Raw genomic sequence first — 17,338 nt, forward strand, 5'->3', positions numbered from 1 at the left:
GGGGCGACTACCGTGAGCGGATGCCCTCGTTCAAGAACGCGTGTGCCGCCCTGGCCTCCCGCGCGGTGCACGGCGTGTGGCGGGGGACACGGCGGTTGGGCGCGGTGACCCCGCGGCGGCCGGGACCGTACGACTTCGCGGCCCTCGGTGCCGGCAGCCGGCTCGCCTTCCCGCAGGGCACGATCTTCGGTGCGCCGTGGATCGAGATCGGCGAGCACTGTGTGATCGGTCAGGACGTCACCCTCACCGCCGGGCTCATGCCGGACCTGGACCTCGGCCCGGACACCCTGTTGTGCCTGGGCGACGGCGTGGTGCTGGGGCGGGGCAGTCACGTGATCGCCGACACCACGGTACGGGTGGGGAACGACGTCTTCTGTGGCCCGTACGTCTACATCACCTCCACCAACCACTCGTACGACGATCCGCACCAGCCCGTTGGAAAACAGTGGCCCCGCACCGCGCCCGTGGAGATCGGGGCCGGCAGTTGGCTCGGTGCCGGAGCCGTGATCCTGCCGGGCGCGCGGCTCGGCCGTAACGTCGTCGTGGCCGCCGGCGCGGTGGTGCGCGGCGAGGTCCCGGACCACGCGGTGGCGGCGGGCGCGCCGGCCCGCGTCGTACGTCGCTGGGACCCGGAGCTGGGTTGGCAGCCGCCGCTGCGTACGCCGGCGCCGGTGCCGGTCCCGGAAGGGGTGACGCCACGCCAGCTCGCCGGCCTGGCCCGCTCGTTCGAGCCGGCCGAGTCCCCGGAGGGGGGCACAAATTCGGGATCCGACCGGAGCACCGGCTCGGGCGTACCGGGCGAAGTATGGTGAGCCGCCGACCGGTTACCCGGACCGTGCCGCGGTCTTCAGTGGCCGCCTCGCCGCGGAGCACACGGGCGCTGGCCAGGGTCAGCCCGCCGTGCCCAGCAGGATGCTGCCGGCCAACGCGACCCCGGCACCGACGGCCTGGACGCCGCGCAGTCGCTCCTGGAGGAAGCCGCGCGCGGCGAGCGCCGTGACCAGCGGATAGAGCGAGGCCAGGACCGCGGCCACCATCACCGGCCCGGTTTGCGCGGCCACCATGTAGGTGCCGTTGGCCGCGACGTCGGCGAGTCCCACGAAGGCCAGCGCGGGCAGCGCCGCCAGCAGCGCCGGTCGACCCTCCTGGGGCAGTGTCGGGGTGTCCCGGCGGGCCTGCGCGAGCAGCGCCGCGCCGCCTATCGCGACGTTGCAGACGCGTTGGACGAAAAGCGCGAGGAACAGGCCGGCGAGGTTGGTCGACGCGTGCTCGATCAGCGCCAGCACGGCGCCGAAGCCGAACGCCGCGACCAGGGTCAGAGCCAGGGTCCGCCGCTGCACCGGCTCCCCACGCAGTTCCGGCCCGCCGGCCAGCACCACGCCGGTGAGCGCGATCAGCAGACCGGCACCCTGGAGCCAGCCCGGTCGCGCGCCCAGGGCGAGTCCCGCGCCCACCGGGACCAGCACAGCCAGCGAAGCCAACGGCGAGACGACCCCCATCGGTCCCTGCGCGAGCGCACGGTAGAAGGCCAGCATCGCCACCGGGCCGACAACGCCCGCCGCCACGGCGAACCACAACTGCGGCCCCCATTCGCTCCAGCTCCCGGTGGCGAGGACGAGCGCGCCCAGCACCACGGTGGCGAGCGTCTGGGAGGCCACCACCACGGTCAGGGCCGACATGCGTCGCGTCAGTAGCCCACCGCCGAAGTCGGCCAGTCCCCACATGAGGCTGGTGGTCAGTGCCAGGACGGCGGTCATCGGCGACACCTCGCAGTACGCTGTGCTGAACGGGGGAGTGCAGTAGAGACTAGTGCAACATAATGTACTTCCAAATTCATCACACTGGATGAGGTATTCGTGACGGACCTCGACCACCTCACGCAGTCCCTGGCGCGGAACCTCAAGCGCTGGCGGCAGGAGCGTGGCTTCACCCTCGACGCCCTCGCCGCTCGGGCCGGTGTCAGCCGCGGCATGCTGATCCAGATCGAGCAGGCACGTACGAACCCCAGCGTCGGCACAGTCGTCAAGGTGGGCGACGCGTTGGGAGTCAGCATCACCACGTTGCTGGACTTCGATCAGGTCCCTCGGGTGCGGCTGGTCCCTCCGGAACAGGCGGTACGGCTCTGGGCGAGCGATGCGGGCAGCCACAGCACGCTGTTGGCCGGGGCGGAGGCCCCCGGGCCCCTGGAACTGTGGTCCTGGCGGCTGATGCCGGGGGACCACAGCCTCTCGGACCCGCACCCGGCGGGCACGACCGAATTGGTCCACGTGAGCGCCGGTGAACTCACGTTGGTCGCGGACGGTCTCGAATACTCCGTGCCGTGCGGCACCTCCGCCTCCTTCGAGTCGGACGTGCCGCACGGCTATCGCAACGACGGTGCGGAACCGGTCGAGATGACCATGGCGGTCGCGGTGCCACCGCCCCGCTGAGGCCGCTCCCGTGGGACGGACGGGAAAACGTCCGGCACCGGACGGTGGCTCGACGGCCCGCTCAGCCGCGAGCGTGCTCCAGCCGCGGGATCTCGATCCGCGGGCAGCGGTCCATGACCACCTCCAGGCCCGCCGCGCGCGTGCGTTCCATGGCCGCCTCGTCGATCACACCCAGCTGGAACCAGACGGCCCGGGCGCCCGCCCGTACCGCCTGGTCGGCCACCTCGCCGGCGAGCGTGGAGTTGACGAAGACATCGACGACGTCGACCGGGAAGGGGACGTCCGCGAGCGACGCGTACCCTCGCTCTCCGAGGACCGTCTCGGCCCTGGGGTGCACGGGCACCACGCGTTTGCCGAACTCGCGCAGGGTGGCGGCCACGCCGTAGGCGTCCCGCCGCTGGTTGCCGGACAGCCCGACCACGGCCCAGGTGTCACCGAGGTCCGTGAGGACGCGCCGTACAGATTCCGTGTCCGCGTACATGTCCCGGGAACTCCCGCGCCAGCGCGCGCATTCCCCGGCGCGTGTGCGGGTGCGCGCCGGCGCGTCCGCTCGTACGCCCGCGCCCGGAGGCCCTTACGCGTCCGCGACGAGGCGCGTACGGGCGGCGGCATAGGCTTGTCGGATGCAGCAGGACCAGTACGTGACCGTGGCCTCCGAGGGCGTGCACGAGACGGAAGTCAACCGTTCGCGCTTCCGCTGCGCGCTGGCGCCGGTGGCCGACGAGGAACAGGCGCAGGCGTTCCTCGCCCGCGTCCGCCGGCAGCATCCGACCGCGAGCCACCACTGCTGGGCGTACGTCCTCGGCACGGATGCCGCGATCCAGCGCTCCGGCGACGACGGAGAGCCCGGCGGGACCGCCGGCGCCCCCATGCTGCAGATGCTGACGCGCCGTGAGATCCGGTACGCGGCCGCCGTCGTCTCCCGCTGGTTCGGCGGCACGAAACTCGGCGCCGGTGGCCTCATCCGCGCCTACTCGGGCGCCGTGGGGGAGGCCCTGGACACGCTCGGCACCGTCACCCGACGCCGGCACCGGCTGGTCACCGTCACCGTGGACCACCAGCGCGCCGGCCGTCTGGAGAACGACCTGCGGGCGGCCGGCCGAACCGTCCGCGAGGTTCGGTACGACGCGCTGGTGGCCATCGACCTGGGTGTTCCCGAAACCGAGTTGGACGCCTTCCGGAGCTGGCTGGCCGACGCCAGCGCGGGCACGGCCTCCGTGACGCTGGGCGGTGAGGCGTACGAGTCCGGTGGCACGCACCACCGGGCATGAGGCTACAGGCCCCGAAGCCGGGTGCCCGGCAACACCGGAGCACCGGCCCGGACACCGTCGATCTCCGCGTTGTCACACCCGGCCCGTAGGGTCGTTGACCATGCGTCTGCTGCACACCTCCGACTGGCATCTGGGCCGGAGCTTTCACCGAGTGAGTCTCCTGGACGCCCAGCGGGACTTCCTGGACCACCTGGTGGCGACGGCACAGCGGCACGAGGTCGACGCCGTCCTCGTCGCCGGGGATGTCTACGACCGTGCCGTGCCGCCGCTGGCCGCCGTGGAGCTCTTCGACGACGTACTGCACCGGCTGGCCGCGCTCGGCGTGCCCACCGTCATGATCTCGGGCAACCACGACTCCGCCCGGCGGCTCGGTGTCGGTGCCGGACTGATCGGGCGGGCCGGCATCCATCTGCGCACCGACCCGGCGCACTGCGACAGCCCCGTCGTGCTGTCCGACCGACACGGCGACGTCGCGTGCTACGGCCTGCCGTACCTCGAACCAGCCCTGGTGCGCGAGGAGCTCGGGGCAACCGGGCGCGGCCACACCGCGGTGCTGGAAGCCGCCATGACGCGGGTGCGCGCCGACCTGGCGCGCCGCCCCGGGCACACCCGGTCCGTCGTCCTGGCACACGCCTTCGTCACCGGCGGTGAAGTCTCGGACAGCGAGCGGGACATCAGCGTGGGCGGTGTCGGTTCCGTGCCCGCCTCGGTGTTCGACGGCGTGGACTACGCCGCGCTGGGACATCTGCACGGCTGCCAGGTCCTCACCGACCGGGTGCGCTACTCCGGCTCCCCGTTGGCGTACTCCTTCTCGGAGGCGCGGCACACCAAGTCCCTGTGGCTCGTGGACCTCGAGGCCGACGGCGTCCCGCGGGCCGAGCGTCTGTCCTGCCCGGTGCCGCGGCCGCTCGCCCGGCTTCGCGGCACCCTCGAGGAGCTGTTGGAGAAGCCGGAGTACGCGCCGCACGAGGACTCCTGGGTGGAGGCCACTCTCACCGACCCGTCCCGCCCCCGCGAGCCGATGGCCAGACTCGGCGCCCGCTTCCCGCACGTCCTCCAACTGGTCTTCGACCCGGCGGACGACGGCGCGCAGGACGGCGCCAGTTACACCGACCGCCTGCGCGGGCGCAACGACCAGCAGATTACCGAGGACTTCGTGCGGCACGTGCGGCAGGGTCGGGCGGCCGACGCCGAGGAGCGTCGCCTGCTGACCGAGGCACTGGACGCGGCGCGCCTGAGGGACACCGAGAGCGAGACCGTGCGATGAGGCCGCACCGACTCACCCTGACGGCGTTCGGCCCCTTCCGGGGGACACAGCACGTCGACTTCGACGCCCTCTGCGCCGAGGGTCTCTTCCTGCTGCACGGTGCGACCGGCGCCGGGAAGACCTCGCTGCTGGACGCGGTCTGCTTCGCGCTGTACGGCGGGGTGCCCGGCAGCCGACAGCAGCCGGGCGGCACCCTGCGCAGTGACCACGCCGCGCCGGACACGCTCACCGAGGTGGTGTTGGATGTCACCGTGGCCGGCCGGCGCCTGGAGATCACTCGTCGGCCCGAGCAGTGGCGACCCAAGAAGACCGGCACGGGCACCACCAGGGAGCGTGCCCACGCGGCACTGCGTGAGTACGCCGGGTCGGGGGAATGGCGTCCGTTGAGCCGTTCCCACCAGGAGATCGGTGCCGAGATCGGTCACCTGCTGGGGATGAGCAGGGACCAGTTCTGCCAGGTCGCGCTCCTGCCGCAGGGAGACTTCGCCCGCTTCCTGCGCGCGGGCGCGGAGGAGCGGGCCAAGCTGCTCGGCCGCTTGTTCCACACCGGGCGGTTCGCCGTCATCGAGGACGAACTCACCGGCATGCGCAAGGAGACGCAGGCCCGGGTGCGACACGCGGACGAGGAACTGCTGGCCCTCGCCCAGCGGATGCGGCAGGCCGCGGGACCGGGGCACGGTCTGGACGCGTTCGCCGGCGCCCCGAAGGCCCCGGACGGTGGCTCTGCCGCCGGGCGGCGGCGTGGCCGGGACGGGGTGCCGGACCAGCGTACGGCCGGGCAGGGGCCGGACGACGACACAGGTACCCCGCAGCTCTGGAGCGCGGTGCTGATCGGAGCCGCCCTCGCGCGGGCAGACGCACGGGAGTGGCTCGAGTGCGCGACCCTGGCCGCCCGCGCGGCCGAGGAGCGGCACACCGCGGCCGTGGGACGGCTGGAGGAAAGCCGGGAGCTAGCCCGACGTCAGCAGCGCCACGCCGCGGCGGTGCGGCGTCTCGAACAGCTCCGCGCCAGCGAGCCGGAGCGGAAGCGTGAGGGGGAACGGCTGGCCCGCGCCCGAGCGGCCGACGCGGTGACCCCGCTCCTGTCGTCGCGTGCCACCGCCACCGCGGAGGACACCGCCGCCCGAGCGGCGGAGCGGGAGCATCGGGCCGGACTGCCGACCGACCAGGCCCGCGCCGACGCCGTCCGGCTCGACGAGCTGGCGGGTGCGGCACGGCAAGAGCTGGGCGGTCTGGAGGCCGCCCGGCACGCGGAGCGGCGGATCAGGGCCATCGACATCGAAGTCGCGGAACTGGAGGAGGAGTCCCAGCGAGCGGAGGAGGCTCTGCGGGAGGCCCAAGAGTGGCTGGACGACTGGGAGACGACCCGACAGGCACACCAGCGCCGGGTCGAGCGGGCGCTGGACGCGGCGACCCGCGCGGAACACCTCGCGGGCCAGCTCGAACCGGCGGGCCGCCGGTTGTCCGCCGCTCGCCGGCGGGACGTTCTCCAGGGTGAAGTCCAGGCTGCCGAGGAGGCGTTGCTCGAGGCACGGGAGCGGGCAACCAGCGCGTACGAACGCTGGCTCGGGCTCAAGGACACGCGACTGCGCGGCATCGCGACGGAACTCGCCAGAAAGCTGCGGCCGGGCGAGCCGTGCGCCGTCTGTGGCAGCGCCGAACATCCCGCGCCCGCCTGGCCGGACCAGGGAGAGCCGGGCCAGTCCGCGGAGTCCGCGGAGAATACGGCTCTCGCTGACCACCGGCGTGCCGAGCGGGCACGGGAGGACGCCAGCCAGCGACTGCGCACGGTGGAGGAACAGCTCGCCGCGGTCCGTGCCGAATGCGGCGACGACAGCGTCTCCGCGGCGGCGGACGAGATGGAGCGACTCACCGCACACCACCGGGCTGCCCACGCGGAGGCCGCCGACGCGCACGCGGCGCGGGAGTGCCTGGAGCGGGCCGAGGGAGAACACCAGCGGCGCACCGCCCGGCAGCACGCCGCCGAGCAGCGGGCCGCCGCCCGCACCTCCCGCCGGGAGGCACTGTCACACGAGCGAGCGGCCCTGGCCGAGCAGTTGGGGCGAACCGGGGCGGACACCGGCGACATCGCCGAGCGCGCTGCCGCGCTGGAGCATCACGCGGAACTGCTCTGCGCGGCGGCGCAGGCCGCTCGTGCGGCCCGGGCCTCGGCCGAGCGGCTGGCCGAGGCCGAGCGGCGGCTGGCGGAAGCGGCTGAGCGGGCCGGGTTCGACGGTGGGGAGGACGCCGCAGACGCGGTGCTGGACGAGCCCACCCGGCGTCACACACAACAGCGGCTCGAGACCTGGCAGGCGGCTGAACAGGCCGTCACCGCCGAACTGGCCGACGAGCAGCTGACCGAGGCGGGGGCGAGCGACCCAGCGGACCCGGAGGCGGAGCAGTCCCGCGTCACCGCCGCCACCGCCGACCTGCGGGAGGCGTCCGCCACCGAGGACGCCGCGCTCCATCGACGTACGGAACTCGAACGGCTCAGTGCCCGGGCCACCGCCCAGGTGAGCCGGCATGCCACGCTGCGTGCGGCGCACGAGCGGATCACCGCCCTGTCCCAGTTGGCCACCGGCACCTCCACGGAGAACGAACGCCGGATGCGGTTGGAGACCTACGTCCTCACCGCCCGTCTGGAGCAGGTCGCCGCGGCCGCCAGCGTGCGCCTGGCCAGGATGTCCGCGGGCCGCTACACCCTCGTGCACTCGGCGCGGCGCACCCACGGCCGAGGCCGCTCCGGGCTGGGACTGCACGTCGTCGACGCCTGGACGGGGAAGGAGCGGGACACCGCTACCCTCTCCGGCGGGGAGACCTTCTTCGCCTCTCTGGCGCTGGCCCTCGGTCTCGCGGACGTGGTCACCGAGGAGGCGGGCGGCACGCCACTGGACACCCTCTTCATCGACGAGGGCTTCGGCAGCCTCGATCAGGAGACCCTGGAAGAGGTCCTGGACGTGCTGGACTCGCTGCGGGAGCAGGACCGCAGCGTGGGCATCGTCAGCCATGTCGCCGAGCTCCGCTCCCGCGTTCCCGCCCAGCTCCAGGTGCACAAGACCCGCGAGGGCTCGTCCGTACGCCGACGTACGGCACCGAGCGGCGGGTGAGCCCAAGCGGGCACCCCGCCCCCGACGGCTGCCCGCTCGCTCGCCCCGTGCGTGCCGTTTCACGAGCCGTGGTGTGCCCCCGGGGATCACGATCACGACCCCGGGGGCCACAGGGCTCCCTGGCGGGTAACGGCCGCGGCACGCCGCTCACAGCGCGGACAGTTCTGCCTCCAGGTCGTCCAGCCCCAGCGAGCCCTGGGACAGTGCCGCCATGTGCCATGCCTTCGCGTCGAACGCGTCGCCGTGCGCCCGCCGCGCGGCGTCCCGACCCGCCAACCAGGCGCGTTCGCCCAGCTTGTAGCCGATCGCCTGCCCCGGCATGCCGAGATAGCGCACCAGCTCACTCTCGACGAAGTCGGACGGCCGGCCCGAGTGCGCGTCGAAGAACTCCTGAGCCAACTGCGGAGTCCACCGCTCGCCCGGGTGGAAGGGGGAGTGCTCCGGGATCTCCAACTCCAGGTGCATGCCGATGTCCACGATCACCCGCAGGGAACGCATCATCTGGGCGTCCAGGTAGCCCAGCCGTCGCTCGGCGTCGGTGAGGAAGCCCAGTTCGTCCATGAGCCGCTCGGCGTACAGCGCCCAGCCCTCCGCGTTGGCGCTGACCATGCCCACCGTCGTCTGGTAGCGGGACAGTTGGTCGGCGACGTGCACCCACTGCGCCAGCTGCAGATGGTGCCCCGGCACGCCCTCGTGATACCAGGTGGTGACCAGGTCGTAGACGGGGAAACGGGTCTCGCCCATGGTCGGCAGCCAGGTACGACCGGGGCGGGAGAAGTCCAGTGAGGGCTGGGTGTAGTACGGCGCCGCGGCGCTGCCCGGCGGCGCGATGCGGGACTCGACCCGGCGCACCGGCTCCGCCAGGTCGAAATGCGTACCGTCCAGCTTCTCGATCGCCTCGTCCATCAGGGACTGCAGCCAGTCGGCGACCTCGTCGACACCGTCCACCGCCTGCCCGTGCGTGTCCAGGTGCCGCAGCGCCTCCCACGGGCTGGCGGCACCCGGAAGCACCTTCTCCGCCTCGGTACGCATCTGCTCCAGCAGCCGGTGAAACTCCTCCCAGCCGTAGCGGTACGCCTCCTCCAGGTCGAGGTCCGTGCCGTTCCAGTACCGGGACCAGCGGGCGTACCGCTCCCGGCCCACCGTCTCAGGGGCGCCCTCCACACCGGGTGCGTACACGTCCCGGAGCCAGTCGCGCAGCTCCCGTACGGCCCTGGTGGCGGCCTCCGCCGCCCGGTCCAGCTCGGTGCGCGCGGAATCCGGGCCGCGCGCGGCGAACTCGCCGAACCACTCCGTGCCCTCCTGGCCGGCACCCTCCCCGACCCACTCGTCGAGCTGCCCGATCACGGTCGCCACCTGCCGGGGTCCGGCGGGCAGTTCCTTGGTCAGCCCGGCCGCCAACGAGGCGCGGTAACCCACCAGTGCGGCCGGCACGGCGTGCAGCCGTTGGATGACGGCCGACCAGTCCTCGTCCGTCTCCTGCGGCATCACCGTGAAGATCTCCCGCACGGAGTGTACGGGCGAGTGCAGGTTACTGACGCCGCGCAGGCCCTCGTCGGCCTCGTGCACGGCCAACTCGGCCGTCAGCCGCTCACGCAACAGGCGGGCGCAGCGCCGCTCCACATCGCTCTCGGCACCCGGGCGCTCCTCGGCCTCGGAGAGCTGCTCCAGGGTGTCGCGGATGAGTTCGGCCGCCGCCTCCTGCCCCTCGGGGGAGAAGTCCGGCAGCCTGCTGTGGCTGTGCGGCACGCCCAGGAACGTGCCGGTGATCGGGTCGAGTTCGACCAGGGCGTCGACATATCGGTCGGCCACCTCGCGGGGCAGCGGTGTGGTGTTCTTGGCATCGGACATACACCCCATCCTCGTATGCCGAACGCGTCGCGTCACCAGCCCTTCCCCGGTGTCGATCGGGTTTTCCGCCCGGAGTGCCCGTGTCGGGGCGGTCGCGCGCGCCTTCAGCCCGGCGGCAGCAGCGGACCGCAGGTCCAGTGCTGGAAGATCAACCGGGTCTCCACCCGCGCCACTTCACTTCGCGAGGTGAACTCGTCGATGACCAACCGCTGCAGATCGGCGGTGCCCGTCACGGCGACATGCACCAGATAGTCCTCCGGCCCGGTGAGATGGAACAGCGCCCGGGACTCCGGGAGCCCGCGAATCCGCTCCACGAAGGGGCCGATCAGCTCCCGCCGGTGCGGCCGAACCTGTACCGACAGCAGCGCCTCCAACGACCTGCCCAAGCGTGCCGGGTCCAGGCGCAGTTCGTGACCGAGGATCACTCCCACCCGGCGTAGCCGCGTCACCCTGTCCAGACAGGTGGACGGAGCCACTCCGACACTCTGGGCGAGCTCCTTGTACGTCATCCGGGCGTCGTTCTGTAGCAAGCGCAGAATGTCCAGATCGACCGCATCGAGCGCGATGGATTCAGGCATTCGCCGAACGTAGCACGGCCCGGTACCCGCATACTCCGTTCCTCGTTCAGGGTGCTCTACATGGAGACCACCGAGAACACGCCCGGGTCGCCCACCGGCGGCGACCGAAGCGGCGGCCGTACGCTCGCCACCGAGGCCGTGCACGCCGGTCGGGAGGACCTGGCCGCGCTCGGCCTGCACGCCACCCCACTGGACCTGTCCACGACCTACCCCTCCCACGACAGCCGCGCGGAGGCCGCCAGGTTGGACGCCTTCGCCGCCACGGGCGCTCAACTGGACGGCCCGCCGGTGTACGCACGCCTGGACAACCCCACCGTGGCCCGGTTCGAGCAGGCACTCGCCCGCCTCGAGGGCACCGAGTCCGCGGTCGCCTTCGCCAGCGGCATGGCGGCCCTCACGGCGACGCTGCTGGTCCGGGTCTCGGCCGGGCTGCGGCACGTGGTGGCCGTACGGCCGCTGTACGGGTGCAGCGACCATCTGCTGTCCGCCGGGCTGCTGGGCACCGAGGTCACCTGGGTCGAGCCGGCGGACGTCGCCGGGGCCATCCGCCCCGAGACCGGTCTGGTCATGGTGGAGAGCCCCGCCAATCCGACACTGGCCGAGGTGGACCAGCGGGCTCTCGCACGGGACTGCGGCCCGGTGCCGCTGCTGGTCGACAACACCTTCGCCACGCCCGTGTTGCAGCGCCCGGCGGACAGTGGCGCTCGTGTGGTGCTGCACAGCGCGACCAAGTATCTCGGCGGTCACGGCGATGTGTTGGGCGGTGTCGTCGCCTGCGACGAGGAGTACGCGCGCCAGTTGCGCCAGGTGCGCTTCGCCACCGGCGGCGTACTGCATCCGTTGGCCGGGTATCTGCTGCTGCGGGGCCTGTCCACGCTCCCCACCCGGGTACGTGCCCAGTCCGCGACCGCCGCGGAACTGGTCCGCCGGCTGCGCGCCGATCCGCGGGTGAGCCGTGTGCACTATCCCGAACTGGGCGGCGCGATGATCGCCTTCGAGGTGATCGGCGATCCGCACGAGGTGATCGCCGGCGTACGGCTGATCACCCCGGCGGTCAGCCTGGGCAGCGTCGACTCCCTGATCCAGCATCCCGGGTCGATCAGCCATCGGGTGCTACCCGAGGAGAACCGGCACGCCGGTGGCATCAGCCCACGGCTGCTGCGGATGTCCGTCGGCCTGGAGGACGCCAACGACCTGTGGAACGACCTCGACTCGGCGCTCAGTGGCCAAGCGTCGGCCCGCACGCCAGCCGAGCCGGTCGCGCGCTCGGAAGCGGCGTGAGCCGTGCCTCGATGACCAGCCCGCCCTGCTGTACGTGCCGCGTCACGGGCGTCCTGAGACCGTGCATGAGCGCCGCCACGGCGGAGTTCGACGAGGGCGCCAGTGCGTAAACGCACTCGTGCCCCTCTCGACGGGCCAGTTCGCACAGGCCACGAAGCAGCCGCGTCCCGACGCCACGGCCTTGCCAGCGGTCGGCCACGAGCAGGGCCACCTCCGCGTCCGCGCCGTCCCACAGGAGATGGCCCAGACCCACCATCTGTCCGCCAGCGGAGTACGCCGCCAGCGAACGGCCGAAGCGTGGGGACAGCAGGTGCTCGAGGTAGCGGTCCGCGTCGGGCGGGCTGCCGTGGTAGCGCTGCGTCAGAGTCCGCCGGGAGCAGCGGTCGTGCAGCGCGTGGGCGGCCTCCCGGTCCCGGGTGTCGACTTCCCGCAGGGACACTCCCGAGTCAGCGGCCCCCGGGCTGTCGTGCGTTCGGGGCCGCACGCGCCCAGCCGGCGCCGAGGCCCCGGCCTGCCCGCCCGGACGCGCGGGCGGGCAGGCGGAGTGCTGCTGCTCGGGCCGGGCACAGTGACGGAACCGATTCGGGTGATGAGGTGTCATTCCTCCAGTCTGGAGCCGGGCTGTTTCCAGTTCTCGAACGTGTCGTGACAGCTGCGTCACAGCTCGCTCGGTCCCGTACGTCGGCGCGACACGCTCCCGATTCCGCTACCGACGCGGCACACGGTGCCGGGCGGGTTCGTTCCCGACACACCCGTCCCGGGCGTGCTCGGCTCCGGCACACCCGTCCCGGGCGCGCGCCCGGGACGGCGTACGATCCGGCGCAGCGTCACGCCGCACCACCACGCGTACGCCCGTTGCAGCACCGGCAGCAGCGGACCGGCCGCCCGCGCCCACCAGGCCAGCGGCCAGCTGAACGCCAACACCGTCAGCCACACGACACCCTCGGGGTCCCGCGTCACCACGAAGGCCTCCTCGCCGCGCACCGGATGCCCGGCCAGGGTGCCGTAGCCCCAGCCCGCCCGGCTCGGACCGTCCGCTGTCCAGACCACCCGGCAGGGCGCCCACACCCTCAGTCGGCCCACACCCAGGCCGACCGTCACGCTCGCCCCAGGCCGCGCCCGGGGACTGTCGGTCACCAGGCGGACACCCATCCCGTGGTGCATGTGCCAGCTCAGTACGGCCTCCACGGCCGCCCGGAAATCCGCCTCCCCGCGGCCGATCCGGGCCCGATGCGCCAGGGTGCGAGACCCGAGGGGCGGACCGCCGCGCTCGGTCGCTCCCACCCCGGGATAGTCGGGGTCCGGCCGCGCGGGCGACTTCCCGTACGAACCGTGCCGGTCGTGTCCGCCGCCCCGGTCGTGCCCGGTGGTCACTGCCCCACGCGTCCGGGCCGCAGCACCTTACGGAACAGCACCGCGCCGCCCTCCTCCCGCAACCGCACCGTCAACTCGCCACTGTCCGCGTCGATGTCGACCTGCCCGTAGAACTGCCCTCCCGCGGAGGGGGGCACGTTGGCGGTCTCCGGCGCCCGTACGAACGCGGTCCGCGGGCCGAAGGTCCCGTCCAGCTCCAACCGCGGAAACCCGCCCGCGTTGAGCGGCCCCGACACGAACTCCCAGAAGGGCGCGAAGTCCCGGAAAGCGGCGTGGGACGGCTCGTAGTGCTGCGCCGAGGTGTAGTGGACGTCCGAGGTCAGCCACAGGGTGCCGGTGATTCCCCGGTGCTTGACGTGTCGCAGCAGTTCGGCGATCTGCAGCTCGCGACCGAGCGGCGCTCCCGGATCGCCCTGGGCGACCGCCTCGAAGTCGGTGTCACCGTCCGGGACGGTCAGCCCCAGCGGCATGTCCGCGGCGATGACCTTCCACAGCGCGCGGGAGCGGGAGAGTTCCCGCTTGAGCCAGCGCAACTGCTCGGCACCGAGGATGCCCTGCCTCTCGTCGGGCTGCCGACCCGCCGAGTTGGCGTTCCGGTAGGTGCGCATGTCCAGCACGAACACGTCCAGCAGCGGACCGTGCCGCACCGCCCGGTAGACCCGCCCGTCGCGGTCGCCGGGCGGCAGCGTACGAATCGGGAAGTACTCGCTGAAGGCCCGTCGCGCACGTCCCGCCAAGACGTCGACGTCCGTCTCGGTGTACCGGTCGTCGTCCAGGGTCTCGCCCGGGTACCAGTTGTTGTGCACCTCGTGGTCGTCCCACTGCGTCACCGAGGGAACGCGTGCGTTGAAGTTCCGCAGCTTGTCGTCCAGCAGGTTGTAGCGGAAGTTGCCGCGGAACTCCGCCAGCGTCTCGGCGACCTTCGACTTCTCCTCCGTGGTGATGTTGCGCCACACGCCACCGTCCGGCAGCTCGACGCGCTCCGGGATCTCCGAGTCGGCGTAGATGGTGTCGCCGCTGTTCAGGAAGAAGTCCGGGGACAGCCGCGCCATCTCGGCGAAGATCGGATAGCCGCCACGGTCCGGGTTGATCCCCCAACCCTGGCCCGCCAGATCCCCCGACCACAGGAAGCGGAGGTCCGTCCGCTGGTCCGCGGGGGCGGTACGGAAGCTGCCGTGCACAGGTTCGGAGCTGCGCCGCGGATCGTCCGGATCGGCCAACAGCACCCGGTAGTGCACCTCTTGTCCCGGGGGCAGGCCGTTCAGCGGGGTCGTACCGGTGAAGTCCGTGCCCGGACCCACCACCGGCCCGGGCCAGCGCCGCACCCTGCGGAAGGATTCGGTGGCGGCGGTCTCCACCACCATCCGGGCCCGCCGGTCCGCACGCACCCACACCAGCCCGGAGGAGGCCGTGACATCGCCGACCTGTACGCCCCAGTCGCCTCGCGGGCGCCCCGACCGCGCCTGCGCCGGCGCGCCACCCGCCAGCGCGGTCAGCGGCAACGTGACCGTCGACACCGCGCCGAGGGAACCGCGAAGCACCGTGCGCCGGTTCGGCGGCGCGGTGGCGGCGGGTTCGTCGCTCCGTGACATGGCAAGCCTCCCGAGATCAGCCGGCCTGGGATCGTACGCCCTGAGCGTGACGTGTGGGAGAAGGGAAACCGTACTCGCGGTGTCGCACAGCGACCCGCCTCCGGCCCGGGGCGCCGCACCGCCGGACTCGCGACGAGCGGGAGGTGGAGGGATCATGGGCGCATGAGTGCTGCCCAGGGAGCCACCGGCGACGCGGTGAGCGAGGAGCCTGAGGAGTTCGAGGGGTACCGTTCGCGGCTGCTGGGCGTGGCCTACCGCATGCTGGGCACGGTCGACGACGCGGAGGATGTCGTACAGGAGGCGTGGCTGCGCTGGTCCGCCGCCGACCGTACGGACGTACGGGAGCCGGCGGCGTATCTGACCCGGGTCACCACGCGACTCGCCCTGGACCGGCTGCGTCAGGTGCGGGCCCGCCGGGAGAGCTACGTGGGACCGTGGCTGCCGGAGCCGTTGCCCACCGAGCGGGGACCGCGTGCGGAACCGGACGGGGCGCGGTGGGTCGAGGTCGCCGAGTCGGTGTCGTTCGCTCTTCTGGTGGTGCTCGAGTCGCTGTCGCCGGCGGAGCGCGCGGTGTTCGTGCTGCGGGAGGCCTTCGGGTACCCGTTCGCCGAGATCGCCGACACCCTCGACCGCTCCGAACCGGCGGTACGTCAGATGGCCGGCCGGGCACGGCGTCACGTACGGCAGCGCCAGCCGCGGTTCGAGGTCGACCCCGCGCAGCAACGGCGGCTCACCGAGCGGTTCCTGACCGCCGCGGTGTCCGGCGACCTGGCGGGGCTGCTGGACGTACTGGCCCCGGACGTCCGGCTGATCGGGGACAGCGGTGGAAAGGCGAAGGCGCCGTTGCGGGTCATGGAGTCGGCGGACAAGGTCGGGCGCTTCCTGGCGGCCGTGGGCCAGACGGAGCTGCCGGCGCCCGAGTTCACCTTCCCCGAGTTCAACGGGGCGGTCGGCCTGCTGGTGTGCAGCGAGTCCCGGGCACACAGCGCGGTGCTGTTGGAGGTGGTGGGGGAGCGGGTCCAGACCATCTATCTGCTGACCAACCCGGACAAGCTGACCCGCCTCAGTCCGACGTCGGACTGAGCGCCCGCTCCGTGGTCCACCGCCGCTCCCGTATGGCGGCGGACACGGGCTCACGTACGGCGGCTCGCGCGGCGGTCGCGTATGGCCGTTCCGTACGGCGGATCACAGGCCACCGGCGACGCGGAGCACGGCACCGGTGGTGAACGACGCCTCCGCGGACAGCAGCCACGCGACGGCGTGCGCGATCTCCGCCGGCTCGCCCGAGCGACGCAGCGGGGTGATCTCCGCCTTCTTCCAGGGGCGTTCGGGGTCTCCCATCGCCGCGTGCATCTCGGTGAACACCGAACCAGGCTGTACCGAGTTGACGCGTACGCCTTCCGGCCCGAGTTCCTTGGCCAGCCCGACGGCCATGCTGTCCACGGCGGCCTTGCTGGCCGCGTAGTGGACGTACTCGTGCGGGCTGCCCAGAGTGGCCGCCGCGGAGGAGACGGTCACGATCGCGCCACCCGCGCCGCCGTGCCGGGTGGACATCGCCAACGCGCCCCGGCGCGCGCACAGGAGCGTCCCCAGCACGTTCACGTCGACGACGCGGCGCAGCACGGCCGTGGAGACCTCGCTGAACGACCCCAGCGGGCCGCTGACGCCGGCGTTGCACACCAGCCCGGTGACCTGGCCGAAACTCTCCGTCACCGTGTCGAACAGCGCGTCGACCTGCTCCTCGTCCGTGATGTCCAGGCGGTGGGTGACCGCCTCGCCGCCGGCCGCGCGTACGGCCTCGGCGGTCCGTCGCGCGCTCTCGTCGTCGCGCTCGTAGCCGATGCCGACCCGGTGTCCCCGCTGCCCCAACAGCCGGGCGATCGCCGCCCCGATCCCGCGTCCGCCACCCGAGACGACGGTCACCGGTGCCATGGAGGACGCGTCGGTCCGAGTCGTCGGGGCCGGTGGTGCGTCGTGGTGCTGATTCGACATGGCGGACTCCTCGGTGATCGCGCGTCTGCGGCAGACGTTACGTGCTCCCGCGCGGAGTTGGGCCCCGCGCCGGTGTTCTCCCTCGGCATTGGTCTTGACCAAGCGAGTGGGTCGTCCTAGGGTCACAGGCATACGCAACAACCTTTAATAAAGAATCCAGGTGAAAGACCGGCCGGTGAGGGCGTTCGGCCGCGTCTCGCTGACACGGCACGGCGGCACGGCGATCGCGGAGGCAAGGGTGGGGACCACGCAACTCGAGACGGCTCCGGAGCCGAAGTACTGGCATCTGAAGACCCGGCTGACCGAAGCGCTCGACTCGGAGTTCTCGGTCGGGGAGATCCTCCCCAACGAGCGCGAACTCGCCGCCCGGTTCGGGGTCGCCCGGGCGACGCTCCGCCAGGCGCTGGAGCAGCTTGAGCTGGAGGGGCGGCTGCAGCGCCGCCGTGGCGTCGGTACCACCGTCGCCCCGCCGCGAGTCGGCCTGGAGGTGGGGCCCGCAGAGCCGGACCTCAGCGATGACGACTGGCACGTCGACGGCTACGCGCAGACGGCGCCCCCTGCGGCGGTGGCCCGGCTGCTCGCGCTGGCGCCCGGCG

Annotated in this window: 16 protein-coding genes; 8 read left to right on the forward strand and 8 right to left on the reverse strand. The window is 72.6% G+C overall.

The annotated features are described in order from the left end of the window. The first annotated feature begins 20 nt into the window (after positions 1-20). On the forward strand, positions 21-812 hold the full coding sequence (locus AN216_RS25510) for an acyltransferase (RefSeq protein WP_070199104.1): 792 nt from the start codon (positions 21-23) through the stop codon (positions 810-812). A 78-nt stretch (positions 813-890) separates the two neighbouring features. Here the strand turns inward: AN216_RS25510 and AN216_RS25515 are convergent, their stop codons facing one another. Beyond that, positions 891-1,757 carry a DMT family transporter gene (locus AN216_RS25515; RefSeq protein ID WP_070199089.1) on the reverse strand — a complete coding sequence of 289 codons (867 nt, stop codon included), beginning with the start codon at positions 1,755-1,757 and terminating at the stop codon, positions 891-893. 99 nt (positions 1,758-1,856) lie between these two features. Between AN216_RS25515 and AN216_RS25520 the strand changes: the two genes are divergently transcribed. Then, positions 1,857-2,429, forward strand: coding sequence for a helix-turn-helix domain-containing protein (locus AN216_RS25520; RefSeq protein WP_070199090.1), 573 nt, complete (start codon positions 1,857-1,859; stop codon positions 2,427-2,429). Between the two features lie 61 nt (positions 2,430-2,490). Here AN216_RS25520 and AN216_RS25525 read toward each other — a convergent pair whose 3' ends face one another. Then, positions 2,491-2,910 carry a CoA-binding protein gene (locus AN216_RS25525; protein WP_070199091.1) on the reverse strand — a complete coding sequence of 140 codons (420 nt, stop codon included), beginning with the start codon at positions 2,908-2,910 and terminating at the stop codon, positions 2,491-2,493. 142 nt (positions 2,911-3,052) lie between these two features. Between AN216_RS25525 and AN216_RS25530 the strand changes: the two genes are divergently transcribed. The 3 genes from AN216_RS25530 (at position 3,053) to AN216_RS25540 (ending at position 8,074) form a co-directional block, all read left to right on the forward strand. After that, positions 3,053-3,700, forward strand: a complete 648-nt coding sequence (locus tag AN216_RS25530; protein WP_070199092.1) for a YigZ family protein — start codon at positions 3,053-3,055, stop codon at positions 3,698-3,700. Between the two features lie 100 nt (positions 3,701-3,800). Then, a complete protein-coding gene (locus AN216_RS25535) occupies positions 3,801-4,967 on the forward strand; it encodes an exonuclease SbcCD subunit D (protein WP_070199093.1) in 1,167 nt (388 codons plus the stop codon). Beyond that, on the forward strand, positions 4,964-8,074 hold the full coding sequence (locus AN216_RS25540) for an AAA family ATPase (protein ID WP_070199094.1): 3,111 nt from the start codon (positions 4,964-4,966) through the stop codon (positions 8,072-8,074). The genes AN216_RS25535 and AN216_RS25540 overlap by 4 nt, the downstream gene beginning before the upstream one ends. A 147-nt stretch (positions 8,075-8,221) precedes the next feature. Here the strand turns inward: AN216_RS25540 and AN216_RS25545 are convergent, their stop codons facing one another. Next, positions 8,222-9,925 carry a DUF885 domain-containing protein gene (locus AN216_RS25545; protein WP_070199095.1) on the reverse strand — a complete coding sequence of 568 codons (1,704 nt, stop codon included), beginning with the start codon at positions 9,923-9,925 and terminating at the stop codon, positions 8,222-8,224. 104 nt (positions 9,926-10,029) lie between these two features. Further along, the gene (locus AN216_RS25550) at positions 10,030-10,503 is read right to left on the reverse strand and encodes an Lrp/AsnC family transcriptional regulator (RefSeq protein WP_070199096.1); all 474 of its coding nucleotides are present in this window, start codon (positions 10,501-10,503) and stop codon (positions 10,030-10,032) included. Positions 10,504-10,563: 60 nt separating this feature from the next. Between AN216_RS25550 and AN216_RS25555 the strand changes: the two genes are divergently transcribed. Next, positions 10,564-11,784 (forward strand): trans-sulfuration enzyme family protein, encoded by a 1,221-nt coding sequence (locus AN216_RS25555; RefSeq protein WP_070199097.1) that lies wholly within the window; start codon positions 10,564-10,566, stop codon positions 11,782-11,784. On the opposite strand, the gene AN216_RS25560 is transcribed toward AN216_RS25555, so the two are convergent. The 3 genes from AN216_RS25560 to AN216_RS25570 all read right to left on the reverse strand — a co-directional run bounded on the left by AN216_RS25560 (position 11,723) and on the right by AN216_RS25570 (position 14,750). Then, positions 11,723-12,268: a GNAT family N-acetyltransferase gene (locus AN216_RS25560; protein ID WP_170843227.1), complete on the reverse strand. Its 546-nt coding sequence runs from the start codon at positions 12,266-12,268 to the stop codon at positions 11,723-11,725. The two genes, AN216_RS25555 and AN216_RS25560, sit on opposite strands and share 62 nt — an antisense overlap. A gap of 173 nt (positions 12,269-12,441) precedes the next feature. Further along, positions 12,442-13,158 carry a DUF1990 family protein gene (locus AN216_RS25565; RefSeq protein WP_070199099.1) on the reverse strand — a complete coding sequence of 239 codons (717 nt, stop codon included), beginning with the start codon at positions 13,156-13,158 and terminating at the stop codon, positions 12,442-12,444. After that, the gene (locus AN216_RS25570) at positions 13,155-14,750 is read right to left on the reverse strand and encodes an alkaline phosphatase D family protein (RefSeq protein WP_070199100.1); all 1,596 of its coding nucleotides are present in this window, start codon (positions 14,748-14,750) and stop codon (positions 13,155-13,157) included. The genes AN216_RS25565 and AN216_RS25570 overlap by 4 nt, the downstream gene beginning before the upstream one ends. A gap of 162 nt (positions 14,751-14,912) precedes the next feature. Between AN216_RS25570 and AN216_RS25575 the strand changes: the two genes are divergently transcribed. Further along, positions 14,913-15,833 carry an RNA polymerase sigma-70 factor gene (locus AN216_RS25575; protein ID WP_070199101.1) on the forward strand — a complete coding sequence of 307 codons (921 nt, stop codon included), beginning with the start codon at positions 14,913-14,915 and terminating at the stop codon, positions 15,831-15,833. 102 nt (positions 15,834-15,935) lie between these two features. On the opposite strand, the gene AN216_RS25580 is transcribed toward AN216_RS25575, so the two are convergent. Then, a complete protein-coding gene (locus tag AN216_RS25580) occupies positions 15,936-16,682 on the reverse strand; it encodes an SDR family oxidoreductase (protein WP_070199105.1) in 747 nt (248 codons plus the stop codon). A gap of 298 nt (positions 16,683-16,980) precedes the next feature. Here AN216_RS25580 and AN216_RS25585 point away from each other — a divergent pair. Continuing rightward, the coding region (locus AN216_RS25585; protein ID WP_244502660.1) for a GntR family transcriptional regulator at positions 16,981-17,338 on the forward strand (358 nt) is incomplete at its 3' end.

The sequence above is a fragment of the Streptomyces oceani genome (genome assembly GCF_001751245.1).
Taxonomy (GTDB): domain Bacteria; phylum Actinomycetota; class Actinomycetes; order Streptomycetales; family Streptomycetaceae; genus Streptomyces; species Streptomyces oceani.

Coding starts and splice junctions, on each gene's coding strand:
- AN216_RS25515 (WP_070199089.1), bottom strand. CDS start 1,757: ATGACCGCCGTCCTGGCACTGACCACCAGCCTCATGTGGGGACTGGCC.
- AN216_RS25575 (WP_070199101.1), top strand. CDS start 14,913: ATGAGTGCTGCCCAGGGAGCCACCGGCGACGCGGTGAGCGAGGAGCCT.
- AN216_RS25570 (WP_070199100.1), bottom strand. CDS start 14,750: ATGTCACGGAGCGACGAACCCGCCGCCACCGCGCCGCCGAACCGGCGC.
- AN216_RS25535 (WP_070199093.1), top strand. CDS start 3,801: ATGCGTCTGCTGCACACCTCCGACTGGCATCTGGGCCGGAGCTTTCAC.
- AN216_RS25550 (WP_070199096.1), bottom strand. CDS start 10,503: ATGCCTGAATCCATCGCGCTCGATGCGGTCGATCTGGACATTCTGCGC.
- AN216_RS25510 (WP_070199104.1), top strand. CDS start 21: ATGCCCTCGTTCAAGAACGCGTGTGCCGCCCTGGCCTCCCGCGCGGTG.
- AN216_RS25580 (WP_070199105.1), bottom strand. CDS start 16,682: ATGGCACCGGTGACCGTCGTCTCGGGTGGCGGACGCGGGATCGGGGCG.
- AN216_RS25525 (WP_070199091.1), bottom strand. CDS start 2,910: ATGTACGCGGACACGGAATCTGTACGGCGCGTCCTCACGGACCTCGGT.
- AN216_RS25530 (WP_070199092.1), top strand. CDS start 3,053: ATGCAGCAGGACCAGTACGTGACCGTGGCCTCCGAGGGCGTGCACGAG.
- AN216_RS25555 (WP_070199097.1), top strand. CDS start 10,564: ATGGAGACCACCGAGAACACGCCCGGGTCGCCCACCGGCGGCGACCGA.
- AN216_RS25540 (WP_070199094.1), top strand. CDS start 4,964: ATGAGGCCGCACCGACTCACCCTGACGGCGTTCGGCCCCTTCCGGGGG.
- AN216_RS25545 (WP_070199095.1), bottom strand. CDS start 9,925: ATGTCCGATGCCAAGAACACCACACCGCTGCCCCGCGAGGTGGCCGAC.